Consider the following 18,987-nt stretch of genomic DNA (forward strand, 5'->3'; position numbering starts at 1 on the left):
TTGCGCGGCTCCACGAGAGGCGGACCTCATGGGCGTTGCAACCAGCGTTTGCAAGATGATGGGCGGGATGTTCATCACGGCGATTGACGGGTACGACGGGCTCAAGATTTCACTGAGCATCGCGGGGACCGTCAAAGACGACCTGAGCAGCTTGATATTCGGGCCGAAGATGGAGGGGCTGAAGATCAGCGAGGACTTCTGCAATGCCCCGTGCCTGGCCGCCTACGGCGGCAGCACCTTCATCTTCTTCCCGGATGGCAACACGCTCAAGTATGCAACGTACAGCGCCACCGGCTGGTCCGCCTCCGCCATGACGGTGCCCGGTGCCCAGCCCATGGCAGGCGCCTCCGCTGTCGCGTTCAACGGTCTGCTCTATGTCTTCTACCAGGGGCCGTCCCAGGGCCTCTGGTACAACGTGTTCAACGGCGCCGGTTGGTCCACCCCCACGCAGGTCACGCTCGCCTCCGGAAACCCCTCGCTGGCGGCGTCCTCGTCGACCTGCTCTCCGACCATCACTGTCGACATACCGCTCACCAACATTCCGGTAGGGGCGCAATACGCTTCAGCGCCATCCGCGGTGGTGTTCGAGACGCAGCTGTATGTCTTCTACCAGAGCTCCAACGGCCAGCAGCTGCGTTACTCCGTCTTCAACGGAACTTCATGGCTCGAGGATGAGGCGGTGTCGGGAGCGACGGTGTCGTGCTCGCCATCCGCGGTCGTCTACAACGGGGTGATCCACGTCATCTACCAGGGGCACAACAAGAATGGTTGCCTCTACTACAACACCTTTGCCGGCTCCAGCTGGTCGTCCGGCACGCAGATTCCTTCCAGCGCCGGCGTGAGCTCTTCACCGCAGGCCTGCGTGTTCAACGGCAACATCGTCGTGGTGCACGAGGGAAACGACGACAGCACGAACATCTACTACCTGTATTTCGATGGCAGCAGCTGGTCCAGCGACATGCAGCTTCTGCCCATCTCGCTGTCCTACGCGCCAGCCCCCGTCGTCTTCAACGGCGAGCTGCTCGTGTTCATGCAGGACAAGAACCAGCAGGGAGACCTCTACTACACGACCTCCAACGGCAGCGCGTGGAACCCGATGGACCAGGTCGACGGTGCTTCCATCAGCAACCAGCCCGCGCCGGTCGTGTTCAACGACCAGCTCTACGTGTTCTACGGCGGGCCCGACAACTCGAAGATCTACTACAGCCGCTGCACCACGAGCTGGTCGTGGTCCCCGGCCACGGCGCTCAACACCCTCGCCGTTTCGGCCGGGCCCGGCACCCTCTGCTTCGAGAGCGACCTGGTGTGCCTGTTCCAGAACCAGACCCAGCTCTTCTGCACCCTCTACGACACCAGCGCCCGGACCTGGACGCCGCCGGCGCCGCTCCCCGTCAACGTCGTGGGCACCGTCTCCGCGGTCTCATTCGCACCGGCAGGGGCGGCCTCCCAGCTGTATGTCTTCTACCAGGCCGCTGGCGCGAACGGAGAGGTCGGAGGGCTCTGGTACATCACGCTCGACCCGAGCACGCTTTCTTATTCCGACCCGGTCCAGCTCGCGGACGTCAGCATCCTCGGAAGTCCGTCGGCCGTGGTGCTGGCTTCGAACCTGAGCGTCTTCTTCCAGAGCGCAGGCGCCTGTCAGCAAGCGGTCTTCGACGGTACCACGTGGACGAACAGCAGCACCGGCATCGCCCTCAAGGAGTCGCCTTCGGCGGTGGTGCTGGATGGGTCCCCCTACTTCTTCTATCAAGGCGCGACCAACGCGAACCTGTACGTTGCGCGCCCGACCACGCCTGGCGAAGCCTGGGCCTGGACCGACCTCGGCTGCACGCTGTCATGCTCGCCTTCCGCCGTCGTGTTCAACGACAAGATCTACGTCTTGTTCCAGGGACAGGACGAGGGACAGAACGCGAGCGGTGAGCTCTTCTCCCTGACATATTCGGCCGACGGCACCACCACCCCGCCCGTCCAGGTGCCCAACCTCGGAATCTCGGACTCGCCGTCGGCCACGGTGGCGAATGGAGCGCTCCACGTCCTCCACGAAGGGGCGAGCAACAACGGACAGCTCTGGCACGATTCAATGAACAGCGCCGGCAGCTGGAGCGGAGACACGCTGGTGCAGAGCACGGTCCCACTCAGCAGTCCGTGCGTGGTCTCGTACAAGAACGTCATCTACAGCTTCTACGAGAGCTACGGGCAGCTCTGCTATTCCATCAACGCTGGTGGGACCAGCTTCTGGACCACACAGCAGCTCGTCCCCAACGTCAGCCTGTCTGGCACGCCGTCCGCCGCTGTTTTCAACGGCGTCATGTATATCTTCTACCAGAGCTCGAGCGGCGGAGCGCTGCTCTACGTCACGTGCGACAGCAGCGGCAATTTCAGCTCGCCCGTGACGGTGACGGGAGCGAGCATCACGGCCGGTCAGTCGCCCTCGGCCACGGCCTTTGGCAGCCTGCTGTATGTGTTCTACCCGAGCGGCGTCGCGAACGACTCTTCCATCACCTACAGCACCTTCAACGGCAGCGCGTGGCAGGGGCCGGTCGGTGGGCTTGGCACCATGGCCAACTCGCCCTCCGCCGTGGTGTACACCCCCGAGGGAGGGGCGGAGCAGCTCTACCTCTTCTTCAGCCAGAGCAACGGCTGGCTCTACTACAACGTGTTCAACGGAAGCAGCTGGTCCGGCACCACGACGGTCGGGTGGGAGCCGGTGATTACCGGCTCCCCCTCCGCCACGGCCACGCCGAACAGCCTGTACGTGGCCTATCAAGCGTCCGGAAACAGCGGCGTCCTCTATTACAGCGCGCTCCGCTGCGGCTCCTGGAGTGCGCCCACCTCTGTTCCAGGCGCGCAGAAGATGACGGGCTCGCCGGCGCTGGCGGCGCTCAACAACTATTCGGTGTGGGTCGTCTACGCCAATGCGGCCGGGCAGCTCTTCTACAACGTGCTCTCGGGTGTGAACAGCTGGGAGACCCAGATCCAGCTCATCCCCCAGAACTTGAACTCGGGCACCAACCTGCTGTCCAACGCGCCCAGCGCAGCGGTCTACAACGGCAAGCTCTACGTCGCGTACAAGGCGCACGGCCACAACAACATCTGGTACAACGCCTCGTCTGACGGGAACAGCTGGGGTCCCCAGACAGCCGCTTCGGGTGGAGGGTTGGACGGCTCTCCCTCGCTCGTTACGTACAACAACCAGCTCTACCTGTTCCACACCGGCGATTCCAACGACGGAAAGCTGGGCTGCACCGTCATGTCTTCGAACGGCGTCTGGTGCAATGACACCCAGATCTACGACGTCAGCACCAAGACCGCCGTCTTGACGGCTGCCAACATCGGCCCGTCCGCAGCGGTATTCGATGGCCGCATCTATTGCTTCATCAACGCAACCGGCTCACAGCTGGGCTACGTCATCATCGACTCGAGCATGACGTTCGGTACGAGCAGCCATCCCACCGTCCCCCTTCAAGCGGTGCTCACGGACAACGCCGGCACTTCGTTCCAGTCCACCGCTCCGGGCGCGGTTGTCTACAACGGCACCCTCTTCGGCTTCGTCAACAGTCTGACCCAGTCTCTCAACTACGTGAGCTCGACAAACCCGCCAACCGCCACCTACTCCACCGAGGTGGACTGGGGCTCGCTGCAGCAAGCAGGCTTCGGCGGAACGACCAGCAACGGCGGCGGCAGCGTGCTGGGGGTGGTCGTCGAGCAGGCAGCGGCCATCGCGGAGCCCTTCATCGGCGCCTACCTGGTGCCGTCCAACCTGGCCAACACGGCGTTCATCAAGGAGACCGAGAACGGGCCCAAGTGGGTGAAGCCCACCTGGAAGCTGGCGACTGACATCTGAATGGCGTTGGCCTCGCCTTCAGTCCAGCGCATGCCGCGCGGCCCTGAGCGTTCTTCAGGCCCGGCGGACATGGTAGGGGAAAGTCCGTACCCTCCTCCCAGGAGAGAGCATGTCCGAGGAAGACCGGCGGCGGTGGAACACCCGCTACCGCGAGCCGCAGGAAGCCCGGGAGCCCTCCGCCTTCCTGCGCTCGCTCGCGGACCTGCTTCCCGCCACGGGCCGTGCGCTCGACGTGGCGGGCGGCACCGGGCGGGAGGCCTTGTGGCTCGCGCGGAGGGGCCTGGACGTCACCCTGCTGGACATCTCGGAGGTGGCGCTCGAGCGGGCCTCCGAGGACGCACGGGCCGCGGGAGTGGGCCTGCGGACGCAGCCCCTGGACGTGGAGGTGGAGCCGCTCCCGCCCGGCCCCTTCGACGTCGTGCTGTGCCTGAACTTCCTCTGGCGGCCGCTGTTCGCCCGCTTCCCGGAGGTGCTCGCACCGGGCGGGCTGCTCGTCTTCGCACAGCCCACCCGGAGCAACCTCCAGCGGCACGCGCATCCCTCCGCCCGCTTCCTGCTGGAGGACGGGGAGCTGCCCGGGCTGCTCCAGGGGCTGGAGTGCGTCGCGTATACCGAGGGGTGGAGCGAGGAAGGGCGTCACGAGGCCCGCCTGGTGGCGAGCGCGCGAAGGGATGGGCCCCGTCGCGCGGGATGAGCGGGCAGCGCGTGTCGGCTCGCTGCCCCTGGAATGCGGGCCCGCGTGGCGGAATCAGAGCGGCGAGCAGGTGGAACAGACGGGCTTGATGAGCTTCCAGCTCCCGCACGTCGTCGGGCCGTCGCCGCTGCGGGGCTGCTTGCAGCACCGCTCGTAGTAGGTGCCCGGAAGCCCGAAGCCTCCTCCGGCGACCGTGGCGCAGTTGCCACAGGCCGCGGCCCAGTCCGTCTTCCCCTGGATGTAGCCCACCGTGTAGATGTCGCTGGTGCACAGCGGCGTCGAGCCGATGCCCTGCTCGACCTCATCCACCGTCGAAAGCGTCTCTTCCTGGGGGAGCTCCTCCGCCGGACCACAGGCCGCGAGCGCGAGTACGAAGCACGAAGCCGACACCCAGCGAATCATCTTCCGGTGCATGACAGGTCTCCTTGGATTGAGCGAGCCGGGCCCTGGACCGAGCGACATCCAGGTGCCGGTATCTCCCACTATGGCGCCACTTTGTTTCATCCCGCTACTGGTTGGCCGGGTTCACCCAGTCCGGCGGGTCCGTGAGCGGAATGACGTAGGACACCTCGTGCACGCCAATCAGGTCGAGGAAGCCGCCCACGGCACGCGACAGGGTATCCGGGGCAATCATCAGGCCCTTGCCCGCCTCGAGCATCGCGAGCGCGTCCTTCAGCTCGTTGACGCGCTCGGTGGTCGCCTGCCGCGCGGTCTCCGCGGCGGTGCCCGTGCCCGCGTCCGGGGTGTAGACGGCCAGCATCACCTCCGGTGACTCCGTCACCTGGGCCATGTCCCCCGAGAGCCCGCGGGCCAGCAGGCTCTGCCCCATGGTGAGCGAGATGTTGCTGGCGATGTAGTCCTCGCGAGAGGCGCCCCCATCCCGCTGCTCGTGGCCCCAGGCCCCCACCCCGTTGGCCATGACGTCATTGAGGAACGGCTGCCCGTTGGCCACGTAGCCCGCCGTGACGAAGAAGAAGCAGTGGAAGGCCTGGTTGTCCGTCAGGTCACTGAACTCGGGCCGCAGGTCCATGCCGCCCGTGAGGTCGAGCGCGACGCCCGGGTGGGCCACCTGCTCGCTGCCGAGCGCGTTGATCATCCCCACCACGTTGGAGCGCGCGCCGGGCTGGTTGAGCATGTCCAGCCCGTTCCCGGGCCCGACGAGACAGGCGTGGGTGGCGGCCACCGCGTAGTCCATCACCTGCTCGGGGCTCCACTCCGGATGGGAGCGCCGCACCGAGTCGATGGCGGCCCGCATCGACTCGGCCATGATGTGGCCGGCGCCCGTGCTCCGGGTGGCTTCGATGGCGGCGTGCACGGCCTCGCAGGCGGTCGTCAGCGTGGCCATGTCGTAGGTGTCCGCCACCAGCCGGTTCGCCACGGGCCCCAGGCCCATGGACTGGATGAGCGCGTCACGTCCGGGCCCGGCCGGCGTCGCCAGCACCGTGGCCAGCTGCTCCCGCGGCACCGACAGCGGCTGGCCGTACTGGGGGCGGGTGGACTGGTAGGCCAGCAGGTCCGGGAAGCTGCGTCCCGGCTCGTTCGGGTCGACGATGGAGCCGTCGGGCCGGCGCACGACGGCGTGCCCCACCCCGTCACGCGAGTCGGTGAGGAAGACGACGGAGTCCCCGGGCCGGGCCAGCCCCATGGCGCGCTCCAGGCAGTTGCTGTTGCCGTCCCCCAGCCGCTCGTTGCGCAGGGTGGTGGCCGCGCCCTGGGGCCCGCCCGTGGGCACGCCAATCGCGCGCAGGGACTGGTTCCTTCCGGCCACCTGGGCCTGGGACATGAACCCCGTCTGCGGGGAGGAAGGAGCCGGGGGAGCCGCCTTGACGGGCGGCGGGGGCGGCGGAGGCGGCGGCGCGGGCTTCACCTGGGGAGCGGCGACCGGGGCGGGCTTCGGGAAATGGATGTTCATGGGTTTTCTCCTGTGCGGCGCTCGAAATCGCCGCCTCTTGAATCGATGACAGGAGGACCTGAATGGACGTCGCGAAAAATCGACCGCGACGTCTTTCCGCGTGCCCCTGCCATGGATTCAGGAGGCAGCGACATGACGAAAGGAGTTCCGCTACCCCGAGGCCAACGCGAACGAGAGCGACGCCGACTTCGTCACGCGCCTGCGCGCCGACCCCACGAAGAGCACGCTGGTCGCGGACGCGCTGGACGCCATCCTCGCCCACCCCGATGTGAACTGGAACGGGCTGTTCGCCGGGCAGGACCTGTCCGGCGCCACCATCCACGCCCCGTTGGAGTACGTGAACTTCGACCAAGTCACCGGGACGGACGTGACGTTCGCCGCGTCCGTCACCGTGCGGATGGAGACGACCGCCCGGGGCCACACCTTCGCGGAGTGGCAGAGCGCCGTGACGACCGGGCAGACGAACTGGCACGGCCACCCCGGCACCACCAGCGACACCCCGACGCTGGCCTCGTTCACCCTCCCCGGGACACCCTGCACGAGCTGTATGCGCGCATGGAGGCCCAGGGGCTGGGCGCGGAGGCCCAGGCCCTGCGCACGCAGCTGGACGCGCTCAACTCCTTCACCCTCCAGGAGCTCTTCTCGGCGCAGGCGCAGTTCCCGAACCTGAGCGGCGCGGCACACATCGGCACATATCGACGCATCGGTCCTCTGGACGGCGGCAACCACCAGGGACGCATCATTCCGGCCCGAGCGGCGATAATCCGTTCGGGTCGCTTTTCGACCATGCAGAGGGGGAAAACAGATGTCGACGCGGATTTCGCAAGGGAGTTCCTTCCAGCCCACGACACTGAAGGGGCCTGACAGTTCCACCCGGCCACCGGTGGAGGTGAAGCCGCCTCCGCCCCAGCCCGCCCCGACGCCCCCGCCGGCCGCCGACGAGTTCATCAGCGGCGTGGTCCGCGACTTCACGCGGCTGCTGGGAGAGGTGGGCGCGGCGGTCTCCAAGGCGGCGGCGGCCGCCGAGGCCGCGTCGGCCTCGTCCGAGACGGGCGGCAACTCCACCGTCCGGGGTGACGAGGACGGGAAGAGCGCCGACATCATCATCCAGGGCGATACGGGAGGCACCACGACGACGTAGGTCAGCGCGGCGGCAAACGCGCCGACAGCCAGCGGGCCACGTCGGCGGCGTCCAGCTCCCGCCGCTGTGAGGACCTCGCGTAGTCCGTCACCGCGCCGCGCGCCTCGTCCAGCGCGGCGCGGCGCTGTCCGTTGAGCCACAGCGCCCGGGCCAGGACGAAGCGCGTCTCCGCCACGTTGGCGGGGTCCGCGCCCAGGGTGGCCCGCAGCGCCAGGGCCCGCCTCGCGGCCGCTTCCGCCGCGGGGCCCCGCCCCTGCTCCACCTGTGTCAGCGCCAGCCCGGTGAGGATGTCCGCCAGCGCGTCGGAGCCCGCGCCGTCCGCGGCCTGCTTCGCCCGCTCGGCCGACTCGAACAGGCGCTGCGCCTCCGCCCACCGCCCGCGCGCCGACAGCACGTGCGCGAGCGTGCTCTCGTAGAAGGTGAAGTCCGCATGGCCCACGGGCAGCTTCGCCCGCGCCAGGCGCAGCGCGCGCTCCGCGGAGTCGAGCGCCGGCTCGAGCGCGCGGCTCCGCAGCTCCAGCAGCGCGAGCTGGCCATGCGCGTCCGCGACCTCCAGGCTGTCGTCACCCGAGCCCCGGCGCGACAGCTCCAGGGCGCGGCGCAGGTCCTCACGCGCCTCGTCGAAGCGCCCCAGCCCCTGGAGCAGGATGGAGCGGTTCGTGAGGGGCACGGCCAGGTCCGGGTGCTCCGGGCCGTCCAGGGCCTCCAGGAGCCGTATCGCGCGGTCGTAGTACGCCCTTCCCGCCTCGGCGTCGCCCTGCCGCCGGGCGATGCGGCCCAGGCTGGTGAGGAGGGCCACCACAGCGGGGTGGCCCGGCCCCACCGAGCGCTCCATCGCGGAGAGCGCCTGCTGGAAGACCTCCTTCGCCTCCGCGTCGCGCCGGGCGGAGTAGAGCAGCGTGCCCCACTGGAGGAAGGCGCGCGCGGTGTCCGGGTGGCCGTCGCCCAGCAGCCGGCGGTAGGCGGAGACGGCCTCCGCGTTGAGCTTCACCGCGCCGTCCACGTTTCCCTGCGCGGACTCGAGCGCCGCGCGGTTGGCGAGCAGCCGCGCGGCGAGGACGGGCTCGCCGCCCACGCGCTCCAGCGCCGCCGCCGCGAGGTCCGCGCCCAGGCGCGCCTCGTCGAAGCGCTTGAGCCGCCGCCCCGCCGCGAACACCAGGTCCGTCCAGGCCCTGGCCGCGAGCAGCTCATGCCGCCCCGCCTCCGCCGCCACCGCCGCGCGCCGCAGCGACTCCACCGCTTCGCGGACGAGCCCCGCGTCGTGCTGCGCGAGCGCGTGCAGGTGCAGCACCTCCGCCTCCACCGGCCGGTAGCCCAGCGCCTCCACCTCCGTGCGCAGCGCCTGGAGGGGCTCCATCACCTGGCGGAAGCGGCCCGCCTCGCGCCGCGCGCGCAGCTCGACCAGCGTCAGCCGCGCGGCCTCCACCTTCGCCCGCAGCGCGGCGTCCGACGGGGGCGGCGTGGGCGAGGCGGTGAGCACCGCCACCTCGCCACAGGAGGCCAGCTCGGGGAGCGCATGGGCCATGCTCAGCGAGCGGGAGACGACCTCGCGGTCCGCCGCGAGGTACAGCGAGGAGAGCGACTTCAGCGCCTGGAGGCCGCGGGCCAGGCAGCGCTCCTGCAGCCAGAGCGTCTCCTCCGGCAGGCGGTGCACCACCGCCGCGCGGCACACCTCCTGGCGCAGCCGCACCCACTGGTCCGCGTAGGCCCCCACCACGGCCCGCGAGGCGCTCCAGGCCGCGTCCGCGTGGGGCAGCCCGGTGCCGGCGAATGCCCGGGTGAGGGCCCCCACCGCCGCCTCGTCCCAGGTGCCCGCGAGCGCCTGCTGCTGGGAGTCGCAGGCGGCGAGACGGGTGTGCTGCGCGTACTGGGGCGCCGCGAAGGCGGTGGCGGCCCCGAGCAGCGCCACCCCGCCGGCCGTGAGCCACGCGCGCCTGCGCCCCATGTCCCGCGAGAGCCGCTGCAACAGGACGCGCATCGACGGGTGACGGCGCGACGGCTCGCTGGACAGCCCCTGGAGCACCACGGACTTCAGCCAGCCGGGCACCCGGCCCGCGGGGATGGCGCTGACCCTACCGAGCGTGATGTTCCGGCAGACCTCGTCCACGCTGTCGCCGGAGAAGGGGCGCTCGTCGAAGAGGGCCTCGAACAGCGACGCGCAGAAGCTGAACTGGTCCGAGAGCGCGTCGACGGCGCGGCCCTCGAGCTGCTCGGGCGGCATGTAGGCCGGCGTGCCCATGACGCGCCCGGCGCGGGTCAGCTTGACGTCCAGCGCTCCCGGCGTGACGCCGACGAGCTCGGGGCGCGGGGCCTGGACACCCGAGGCCTGGAGCACCAGCCCGAAGTCGGTGACGCGCGCGCGGCCGTCCTCGCCCACCAGCAGGTTGTCGGGCTTGATGTCGCGGTGAATCAGCCCGTGGGCGTGCGCCGCCTCGAGCCCGCGTCCGGCCTGCACGAAGACGTCCACCACCTCGCGCCAGCCGCGCGGCGCCTGGCGCAGCCACTCACGCAGGTTGCCGCCGCGTACGTACTCCATGGCGATGAACAGGCCCCCGTCCCACGTCCCCACGTCGTGGATGCCCACCACGTGGGGGTGCGCCACCCGCGCCATCGCCTGGGCCTCGCGCTGCAGCCGGGGCTGCGCCTCGTCCCCCAGCAGCGCGACGAGCTCGGCGCGCAGCAGCTTGAGGCACACGGTGCGGTCCAGCTCCGGGTCCCAGGCGGTGTAGACCACCCCCATGCCACCCTCGCCCAAGGGGCGCAGCACGACGTAGCGCCCCACCCGGGTGCCCTGCGGGAGACCGCCGCGCGACAGAGGCGCGGGCGGCCTGTCCGGCGCGGACTCCAGCCGGCCACGGCGCGCGCGCGCCGGCGAGAGCGGCACCGTCCGGTCCGGGTCCCCCGTGTCCGCCGCGCCGTCCGCGCCGGCATTCAGCCACTGCGCCAGCAGCTCGCGGCAGGCGGCGCAGGTGGCGACATGCGCGTCCACGTCCGCGCGCGCGGCCTCCGGCAGGTGGCCGCCGGCGTAGTCCAGCAGCGCGTTTTCATCGAGGCAGGCCATGCGCCGGGCTCAACGCGGGAACAGCTGGCTCATGCGCAGCTCCAGGTTGCTCTGGAGCAGGCGGATGACGCTCTGCAGCTCCGCGGGGCTCAGCCGGTAGCGCTCCTTCAGCAGGCGCAGCGTGTGCTTCACCATGGCCTCCCGGGCATTGGCGAGCCGGCGGCTCAGGGTGGCGCGGTGCACCTGGTAGTGCCGCGCGAGCTGCTCCACCCCCACGCCGTCCGCGAAGTGCAGCCGCAGGAGCGTCTTCTCCTGCGCGTCCAGCGCCTCCAGCGCGTCCCGGAAGCACTCGGCGAACTCGCGCTGGTGGCGGCGGCGGAGGTAGTCGAGCTCCGGGTCCGCGCGGTCCGAGGGCAGGTCGAGCAGCGCGTCATCTCCCGCCTCCTGGCGGGCGGGGCCGCGCAGGTTCAGCGCGTCCCGGATGACCGCGGCCCGGACCCAGCCCACCAGCGGGCCGCGCCCCGAGTAGTCCAGGATGCGGGGCCGCTCGCCCACGAACAGCTTCTGGCGGAGCTGCTGGGTGAGCTCCTCGCGGAACGCGGGTGACGGGTCCATCCGCTCCGCGGCCCGGACGGCCTGGGACAGCACCTTGTCGTCGAAGTGGCGCAAGGCCCCGGGCTCGTTGCGCGCGCACGCGAAGGCGAGCAGCAAATCTCCCACGTGGAGCGCCTCCAGGCCCTGCTCCACGGGAGCGCCGGGAAGGAGCCGCTCCGCCAGGAAGGCGACGAAGTCCTCCGGGGATATCGCCAGTTCCGGCCACGCCGCCGCCGCCTCGGAGACACGGGCCTGGAGCCGGGCTTCGAGCGCCGCGCCATCGAGACTCGCGGCGTCGGCACCCCGCGGAAGGTGTCCGGTGAAGATGGCTGCCAGTTTCACGGCTGGCGAGGGGAGCACGGCCTCATTGTAGTGGAGGAAGGGCTGGCACCGGTAGCGCCCCCCGGGAGCTCGGGGCTCCGGTAGATGGCGAGGCTCCCGGAGGGCTGGGCCACCAGCGTCAGCCATGGGCGCGAAAGCGGCGGCAGGTCGACACAGCAGACCCGAATCCGCCGCGTCCGTGAGATGGACTCGAGCGCCGCGAGGACCTGCTCCAGGCGCTCACCACTGAAGGGGCAGTACAGGAAGAAGACCGACCCGCCGGTGAGGCCTCCGGCGAGCCTCGCCGCGTCGCCCTCCACCACCGAGAAGCGCGACACGCTCAAGCGCTCCGCGAGCTGGCGCGAGGCCGTGACGAGGTCGGGCTGAATCTCGACGCCCAGCGACGTCGCCCCGCTCAGGATTTGCGTCAGCACCGCCGCCCGTCCGAGCCCCGAGCCGACGTCGACGAACACGTCGTCGGGCCGCACCTGGGCGTGCTCCACCACCTGAAGCAGGACGTCGACCGGACACGGCATGTAGGGGACGCAATCCCGTGGAAGCGCGGGACCGTCGTCAGGAAGTGCATCGAGTCCGAAGACGTGGTCCACCCAGGCATCGCGCTCGGCCGGGGGCACGTCCAGCAGCGCCGTCCGGAAGGTCGCTGACGTTGCCTGCCCGTTGGAGAGCAGCGAGCGCATCCGCCCGGCGCTGTCACGGTGCACCTGTTCCATGGCCCCGCAGCATACGCTCGTGCCGGCGACATGCCCCGTCCGCCAGGCCGCCCGGGCAGCGGGCGTCGCCGGACGGACACGGAGCCCCTCGCTCCAGGGCAACTGAAGCGCGCGCGGCGCCATGCTTCACCTTGTGGGCGCGGACCGTTCCGGAAGAAAGTGGGCACGGGCCGACGGGCGGCACGCCGTCTGCTCACACCTCTGACCGGGAGCACCGATGCCCGTCGTGGAATCCCGCATCGACACCGTGACGCTCTACCAGCAGGGCGCGCGGGTGACGCGGCTGCTGACGCTGGACTGCCCCGAGGGCCGCGCGCCCGGGGAGCTCGAAATCCCCCGGCTGCCGCTGGCGCTGTTCGACCCCACGGTGCGCGTGCGGGTGCTGTCCACCGGTGGCGACGGCGCGGACCTCACGGCCACGAACGTGCGCGTGGGCCTGTGGCTGCCGCCCCGCGAGGCGCCGCTGGAGACGGTGGACCAGGCCGCGCTGCGCACGCTGCGGCAGCAGGTGCGCACGGTGGAGAGCCACATCCGCCAGCGCCAGTGGGAGCTGGAGGTCTTCGGCGGCATCACCGTGCCCCCGCGCCCGAAGCCCGAGGAGGGCAAGCCCCCACCGCCCTCGCCCCTGGGCGCGCGCATGGCGCTGGAGCAGTTCACCCATGACGGGGCGCAGGCCCGGCTCGCGGAGATGCGCACCCTGGGCGAGCAGCTCCGGACGCTGCGCGAGGAGGTGGCCGTCCTCGAGCAGCGGCTGTCCCAGGCCTCCACCGCGCGGCAGGTGACGGCCCAGGACCTCTACAAGTCCGTGCACGTGCAGCTGCGCCACCAGGGGGCCGCGCTCTCCCGCGCGAGCCTCTCCGTGGAGTACTTCGTCCCCGGCGCGCGCTGGGCGCCCAGCTACCAGTGCCGCCTGACGCGGGACTGCCGGCAGATGGAGCTGGTGATGCGCGCCCTCATCGGCCAGTACTCCGGCGAGGACTGGAGCGGCGTGAAGCTGGTGCTCTCCACCGCCGCCCCGATGAGCTGGACGGAGCTGCCGGAGCTGTCCTCCATCCGCATCGGCCGCGCGCAGCCCCCGCCCCCCGCGCGCACGGGCTTCCGTCCGCCGCCCCAGGGCGCCGCCTCGCTCTTCTCCGACTTCGACCGGGACCGGCAGGCGCTGCTGCGCGTGCTGCCCTCCCCCTCGCCCTTCCCGCTCCCCGCCCTCGGCGAGCCCCTGGACATCGAGAGCATGGAGCCCCCCGTCCCGGCGGAGATGGACGCCATGATGAGCGAGGGCGGCGTCGATGACGAGGACATGAGGGGGCTGGCCGCCCCCTCGATGAAGTCCTACGCCGCCCAGGACGAGGAGGAGATGTCCTACGAGTCCGCGGCGGTGGCCGAGGCGCCCATGGCCCCGCCTCGTCCCGCCGCGCCCAGCAGGTCCCTCATGCCCGCCGTCTCCGCCGGGCCGCCCGCGCGCCGCAGCAAGGAGCTGTCCAAGAAGATGGACCGGGGCGGGCCCTCCTTCGGGTCCGGCGCCGGGCCCACGCAGGCCGGCCTGGAGGCGGTGGTCTTCACCCACCTGCGGCTCGCGCCCGCCTCGGACGGGGCGCACCGCAACCGGCTCCAGCCCATGGACGCGCGCCGCTTCTATCTGGAGACGCTGGCGCGCTTCCAGGTGGAGGTGACGTTCGACGTCATGGCGGCGGTGGCCGGGGCGGAAGCACGCGCCCAGGGCATGGCCTCCACGCCGCTGCCCGGCGGCACCGCCGACGTGAGGAACAGCTCCAGCCGCTTCGACTTCAGCTACACGGCCGAGGCCACGGTGGATGTGCCCTCGGATGGTGTCTTCCACTCCGTGGCGCTGGGCGCGCGCACCGGTGACGCCAGCGTCCTCTACGTGGCCGTGCCGCGGGAGGACTCGAACGTCTACCGGCAGGCCGAGGTGCTGAACCCGCTGCCCGCCCCCATGCTGGCCGGCCCCGCCGAGGTGTACGTGGGCGGCGAGTACGTGCTGTCCACCACCCTGCCCACCGTGGCCCCCCGCGGCAACTTCAAGCTGGGCCTGGGCGTGGAGCAGGCCATCCGCTGCGCGCGCAACACCCGCTACCGGGAGCAGCGCAGCGGCTCCAAAATCGTGGCGACGACGGAGCTGTGGCACGACCTCACCATCGACCTGGCCAACAACCTGGACCGGGACATCACCTGCGAGGTCCGCGAGCGCATTCCCCAGCCCGCGCCCGACGCGGAGGTGGTGGTGGAAGAGGGCGCCGTCACCCCGGCGTGGGAGCCCTACACGCAGCAGGAGCGCGGCAGCAAAGCGCTGGAGGGCGGGCGGCGCTGGCGGCTCACCGTGCCGGCCAACCAGACCCAGCAGCTCTCCGCGCAGTACGTGGTGAAGCTGTATGCCAACAACGAGCTCGAGGGCGGCAACCGCCGCGAGGCCTGACATGAGCACGGCGATTGAGATTCAGGGCGTGGAGCGTCAGGAGCCCCCGCTGCCCACCGGGGCCACGCGGCTGGACGCACCGGTGCGCGGCGTGACGCTGCTGGAGGACCGGGCCCAGGTGACGCGCCAGGGCACCGTGCGCGTGCGCGCCGGGCAGAACCGCGTCGTGCTCACCGGCGTCGCACCCGTGATGCAGGACGTGTCCCTGCGCGCCGAGGTGCTCTCCGGCCCCGCGCGCGTGGCGGACGCCCGCCTGCGCCGGGCCCTGCGCATCCGCACCCTGGACAAGCCGGAGGCGGCCCGCCTCCTGGAGGAGCGGCTGCGCGTCCTCCAGCGCGAGTACGGGCAGCTGCTCGAGGACCAGGCGCGCAACCGGCTCCGCTTCGAGCGCGTGGGCAACATGCTGGTGCTGGGCGCGGGCGAAATCCCCGAGGACGCCGGCTGGGGCATGGGCACCGCGGCCCAGTGGCAGGACACCTTCGACGCGATGTTCCGCAGGGCCCGCCAGCTTCGCGAGGAGGCGCTCCAGGCCAGCTTCAAGATGGAGCGGCTGTCGGACGAGCTGACCAGCGTGGCCCGCCAGCGGCAGGCGATGGACCGCGTGGACCACCAGGTGGTGTCCTGGCTGGAGGCGGACCTGCTGGCCAGCGCCGACGGCGAGGTGGAGGTGCGCATCGACTACGTGGTGCCCAATGCCATGTGGCGGCCGCTGCACACGGCGCGGCTGGTGGAGGGCGGACAGGTGCGCGTCACCTCGTCCGCCGCGGTGTGGCAGGACACGGGCGAGGACTGGAAGGACGTGGACCTCCAGTTCTCCACGGCGCGCTCGTCGCTGGGAATCGAGCCGCCGCTGCTGGGCGACGACCTGCTCACCGTGAAGAAGAAGAACGAGACGGTGCTGGTGCAGGCGCGCCAGGTGGCGGTGCAGAAGGCCGGCCTGGGCAGCGCCCCCGCGAAGGGCGGCGCGCCGGCCACCGTGGACCTGCCGGGCGTGGATGATGGCGGCGAGACGCGCAACCTCAAGGCGCCCGGGAAGAGCACCGTGCCCTCGGACGGGCGGCCCAACGTCGTGCCGCTGTTCACCTTCGAGGACGCGGCGCGCTCGGAGCTGGTGGCCTTCCCGGAGCTGGAGCCCAAGGCCTTCCTGCGGGCGGTGGCGCGCAACACCTCCTCCAGCCCGGTGCTGGCGGGCCCGGTGGAGTTGCTGCGCGACAACGGCTTCGTGGGCTGGACGCAGACGCTGTTCGTGGCGCCCCAGGAGAAGTTCGAGCTGAGCTTCGGACCGGACGACGCCATCCGCATCCAGCGCGAGGACAAGAAGCACCGCGAGGAGGTGGACTCGGTGAGCAAGTGGACCGAGCAGACACTGCACCGGCTCATCTACCTGTCCAACCTGTCCGGCGAGGCGCGCACCGTCACCGTCACCGAGCGCATCCCCGTGGCGGAAATCGAGCACGTGAAGGTGGAGCTGGACACGAAGAAGACCACCGGCGGGCCCGTGCTCGATGAGAATGGCTTCGTCACCTGGAAGGTGGAGCTGCCCGCCAACGGACACACCACGCTCCACCTGTGGTTCAAGATGTCAATGGCGCCAGGGGTCCAGATTTCCTGAGCGGCCGGATACGGGAAACCCCCGACGTCGGGACACCCGGGCGCACTCGTACACGCGACAGGCAACCTTGTGCGCCTTCTCGAGACAATACCCGGGTGGAGTGATGGAAGAGGAGCGGACCCGTGGACCCTCGTATTTCCCGGACCCTGCCGTCCGCGACGCAGAGCGCCGTCGCGAACAAGGGGGGCGCGAAGGGCCGCGACTGGCTGAACATCCCCCACATCAATCAGCTCCGCCCGGACGGTGCCAACGAGGGCTACGTCAACGGAGCCTCCTTCTGTGGCCCCGCCGTGGTGGCGATGCTCGCCCGGGGGGCCAACAGGCATCCCGGTCTGAGTGATGCCCGGCTCATCCAGGAGCTCTCCGAGGGCCTGGTGTCCCGGAACGGGACGTCGCCCCAGGACCTGACGAAGATGCTCGCGCGCGTCGACCTCCCCTCGGGCGGCCCGGCGCTGTCCGGCTCCTACACGGACACCCAGTTGCAACAGCACCTGCGTCAGGGCCACAAGCTCATCGCCCAGGTGGAGTCGGTCAACGCGAAGACCGGGGAGCGCAGCGCGCACTACATCCTGGTGCGGGGCATGACGCCCGACGGCAAGTACCGCATCTCCAATCCGATGGCCAACGGGCCCCAGGTGCTGTCCCCCAACCGGCTCCGCGGGCTCGTGAAACGGGCGCCGCCGGATGGAGGGATGCTCATCCCCGTGGCCCAGCCGCGCAACATCCCCAAGGGCGCAGGCCCCGTCACTCCCCGGCCCGCGCGGCTGGACTCGCCGGGGCGGAACGACGGCCCCATGGGAGTCATGGCTCGCCGGGAGAAGCGCAACGACTTCAAGCTCGGCATCGACTACGGCGGCCGCGAGGTGCGCCCCGCCATCAGCTCCGTCAGCGCCATGGGCTTCGGGTCGCGCAGCAACATCCCCTACGACATGGCCAGCATCGGCCGCGATGCGATGCGCTACGGCTCCAGCCGACCGGTGACTCCAGACCGCTTCTCCGCGGAGGACTTCGCGGGCCGGCTGCTGTGGCTCAAGCGGAAGGGAGAGCCCAAGGCCCTCAAGGTCCTGGAGCTCCTCCAGTCCAGCCCCTACCCCAGGGACCAGCGCGTCTTCGAGCGCGTCATGCGGGCCGAGCTGCGCCAGCCCGGCATCGGCAAGAAGCTCCTGGGCGACCCCTGCTGAGCGGCGGGTACCGGGCGCACCGCGTATGCTAGCCTCCAGGCGCCTTGGCATCGGTGCCTCCAGAGGAAGACGGGGAGCTCGCGGGCCCGGAGACCACGCCGCTCGAGCAGGTGCGCGCCCCCGCGCGCCTCCGCCTGAAGCTCCTGGTCCTCTCCGGGCCGGACGTGGGCCGCAGCGTGCTGCTCGAGCCAGGCCAGTACCGGATTGGCTCGTCCCCCTCCTGCGAGATTGCGCTGAGCGACAAGACCGTCTCGCGCCAGCACCTGCGGCTGGAGGTGCGTGAGGACGGCGTGCGGGCCGTGGACGCGGGCTCGCGCAATGGCTCCTTCTGCGAGCAGATGCGCTTCTCCGAGCTGGAGGTCCGCGTGGGCGCCGTCCTCCAGGTGGGCACGACGGAGTTCAAGCTGGTGCCGGAGGAGGCTCGCGAGCGCATCATCCCTCCCTCCGCGCGCGAGTCCTTTGGCGCGCTGGTGGGCGGCAGCCGGCCCATGCGCGAGCTGTTCACCCTGCTGGAGCGGCTGGCGGCGGGGGACGCGGACGTGCTCGTGCAGGGCGAGACGGGCACGGGCAAGGAGCTGTGCGCCGAGGCGCTTCATCAGCAGGGCCGGCGCAGCCAGGGCCCGTTCGTCATCGTCGACCTGGCCGGCGTGGCGCCCTCGCTCATCGAGTCCGAGCTGTTCGGCCACGTGAAGGGCGCCTTCACCGGAGCCCATGGGGAGCGCGCCGGCGCCTTCGAGCGGGCCCACGGGGGCACCGTCTTCCTGGACGAGGTGGGCGAGCTGCCGCTGGAGCTCCAGCCCCGGCTCCTGCGGGTGCTGGAGCGGCGCCAGTTGAAGCGGGTGGGCGCCAATGACTACCGCACCGTGGACATGCGGGTGGTCGCCGCCACGCACGTCGACCTGGAAGGCGCGGTGAAGGCCGGCAAGTTCCGCAGGGACTTGTTCCACCGGCTCGCCGTGCTGCGCGTCACCCTCCCCCCGCTGCGCGAGCGGCCCGAGGACCTTCCCCTCCTGGTGGACACGGTGCTGCGGCGCATGGGCAAGCCCCCGGGCGCGCTGTCGGAGCAGACGCGCGCGCTGCTGACCCAGTACCCGTGGCCGGGCAACGTGCGCGAGCTGCGCAACGTGGTGGAGCAGGTGGTGAACCTGGGCGAGGAGACGCTGCCCGAGCTGCCCCAGGAGCCGCTCCAGCACGCCAGCGACGGTGGCGCGGCCGACCTGGAGCTGCCCTTCAAGGAAGCCAAGGAGCGGCTCATCGAGGGCTTCGAGCGCGACTACCTCCGGAGCCTGATGGAGCGGTGCGAGGGCAACCTCTCCCGCGCCTCGCGCGAGGCCGGCATCGACCGGTTCTACCTGCGCAAGCTGCTGAAGAAGCACGGGCTGGACGGGAACTGAGCCGGGGGTGGCGACTCCAGTCGCCAGGTGGCAACGCGACTCGCCAGGGACTGCGCCCATCGCCCGGGCCCGCGAGCCTTGGGCGTCGCGCTAAACCCCTGAAGAGACGAGCGCACCTTGTGCCGCGAGCC

14 protein-coding genes are annotated in these 18,987 nt (G+C 70.9%); 8 read left to right on the top strand and 6 right to left on the bottom strand.

What is annotated here, in order from left to right; genetic code table 11:
- The first annotated feature begins 28 nt into the window (after window positions 1–28).
- On the top strand, window positions 29–3,844 hold the full coding sequence (locus ACX9TP_RS42410; RefSeq protein WP_482976384.1) for a hypothetical protein: 3,816 nt from the start codon (window positions 29–31) through the stop codon (window positions 3,842–3,844).
- 109 nt (window positions 3,845–3,953) lie between these two features.
- On the top strand, window positions 3,954–4,538 hold the full coding sequence (locus ACX9TP_RS42415; RefSeq protein WP_482976385.1) for a class I SAM-dependent methyltransferase: 585 nt from the start codon (window positions 3,954–3,956) through the stop codon (window positions 4,536–4,538).
- A 54-nt stretch (window positions 4,539–4,592) separates the two neighbouring features.
- Here the strand turns inward: ACX9TP_RS42415 and ACX9TP_RS42420 are convergent, their stop codons facing one another.
- The 3 genes from ACX9TP_RS42420 to ACX9TP_RS42430 all read right to left on the bottom strand — a co-directional run bounded on the left by ACX9TP_RS42420 (window position 4,593) and on the right by ACX9TP_RS42430 (window position 6,969).
- Entirely contained in the window at window positions 4,593–4,952 is a 360-nt protein-coding gene (locus ACX9TP_RS42420) for a hypothetical protein (protein WP_482976386.1), read from the bottom strand.
- A gap of 94 nt (window positions 4,953–5,046) precedes the next feature.
- Window positions 5,047–6,450, bottom strand: a complete 1,404-nt coding sequence (locus ACX9TP_RS42425) for a hypothetical protein (protein WP_482976387.1) — start codon at window positions 6,448–6,450, stop codon at window positions 5,047–5,049.
- Window positions 6,451–6,600: 150 nt separating this feature from the next.
- The gene (locus ACX9TP_RS42430; protein WP_482976388.1) at window positions 6,601–6,969 is read right to left on the bottom strand and encodes a hypothetical protein; all 369 of its coding nucleotides are present in this window, start codon (window positions 6,967–6,969) and stop codon (window positions 6,601–6,603) included.
- 36 nt (window positions 6,970–7,005) lie between these two features.
- On the opposite strand from ACX9TP_RS42430, the gene ACX9TP_RS42435 reads away from it, so the two are divergent.
- Both ACX9TP_RS42435 and ACX9TP_RS42440 read left to right on the top strand, forming a co-directional pair.
- Window positions 7,006–7,314 (top strand): hypothetical protein, encoded by a 309-nt coding sequence (locus tag ACX9TP_RS42435; RefSeq protein ID WP_482976389.1) that lies wholly within the window; start codon window positions 7,006–7,008, stop codon window positions 7,312–7,314.
- A 25-nt stretch (window positions 7,315–7,339) separates the two neighbouring features.
- Window positions 7,340–7,591, top strand: coding sequence for a hypothetical protein (locus tag ACX9TP_RS42440; protein ID WP_482976390.1), 252 nt, complete (start codon window positions 7,340–7,342; stop codon window positions 7,589–7,591).
- Between the two features lies 1 nt (window position 7,592).
- On the opposite strand, the gene ACX9TP_RS42445 is transcribed toward ACX9TP_RS42440, so the two are convergent.
- The 3 genes from ACX9TP_RS42445 to ACX9TP_RS42455 are packed head-to-tail and all read right to left on the bottom strand — an operon-like array spanning window position 7,593 to window position 12,238.
- Window positions 7,593–10,652: a tetratricopeptide repeat protein gene (locus ACX9TP_RS42445; protein WP_482976391.1), complete on the bottom strand. Its 3,060-nt coding sequence runs from the start codon at window positions 10,650–10,652 to the stop codon at window positions 7,593–7,595.
- Between the two features lie 9 nt (window positions 10,653–10,661).
- Window positions 10,662–11,528, bottom strand: a complete 867-nt coding sequence (locus tag ACX9TP_RS42450; RefSeq protein ID WP_482976392.1) for a sigma-70 family RNA polymerase sigma factor — start codon at window positions 11,526–11,528, stop codon at window positions 10,662–10,664.
- Window positions 11,525–12,238: a class I SAM-dependent methyltransferase gene (locus tag ACX9TP_RS42455; RefSeq protein WP_482976393.1), complete on the bottom strand. Its 714-nt coding sequence runs from the start codon at window positions 12,236–12,238 to the stop codon at window positions 11,525–11,527. Before ACX9TP_RS42455 ends, ACX9TP_RS42450 begins: the two co-directional genes overlap by 4 nt.
- A gap of 217 nt (window positions 12,239–12,455) precedes the next feature.
- Here ACX9TP_RS42455 and ACX9TP_RS42460 point away from each other — a divergent pair, with 217 nt between their 5' ends.
- The 4 genes from ACX9TP_RS42460 to ACX9TP_RS42475 all read left to right on the top strand — a co-directional run bounded on the left by ACX9TP_RS42460 (window position 12,456) and on the right by ACX9TP_RS42475 (window position 18,856).
- Complete coding sequence (locus tag ACX9TP_RS42460; RefSeq protein WP_482976394.1) at window positions 12,456–14,669, top strand: mucoidy inhibitor MuiA family protein; 2,214 nt, start codon at window positions 12,456–12,458, stop codon at window positions 14,667–14,669.
- A 1-nt stretch (window position 14,670) separates the two neighbouring features.
- Entirely contained in the window at window positions 14,671–16,281 is a 1,611-nt protein-coding gene (locus ACX9TP_RS42465) for a mucoidy inhibitor MuiA family protein (protein WP_482976395.1), read from the top strand.
- A gap of 122 nt (window positions 16,282–16,403) precedes the next feature.
- Window positions 16,404–17,462, top strand: a complete 1,059-nt coding sequence (locus ACX9TP_RS42470; RefSeq protein ID WP_482976396.1) for a cysteine peptidase family C39 domain-containing protein — start codon at window positions 16,404–16,406, stop codon at window positions 17,460–17,462.
- Window positions 17,463–17,515: 53 nt separating this feature from the next.
- Complete coding sequence (locus ACX9TP_RS42475; protein ID WP_482976397.1) at window positions 17,516–18,856, top strand: sigma 54-interacting transcriptional regulator; 1,341 nt, start codon at window positions 17,516–17,518, stop codon at window positions 18,854–18,856.
- Window positions 18,857–18,987: the final 131 nt, after the last annotated feature.

Source organism: Pyxidicoccus sp. M15 (assembly GCF_056858435.1).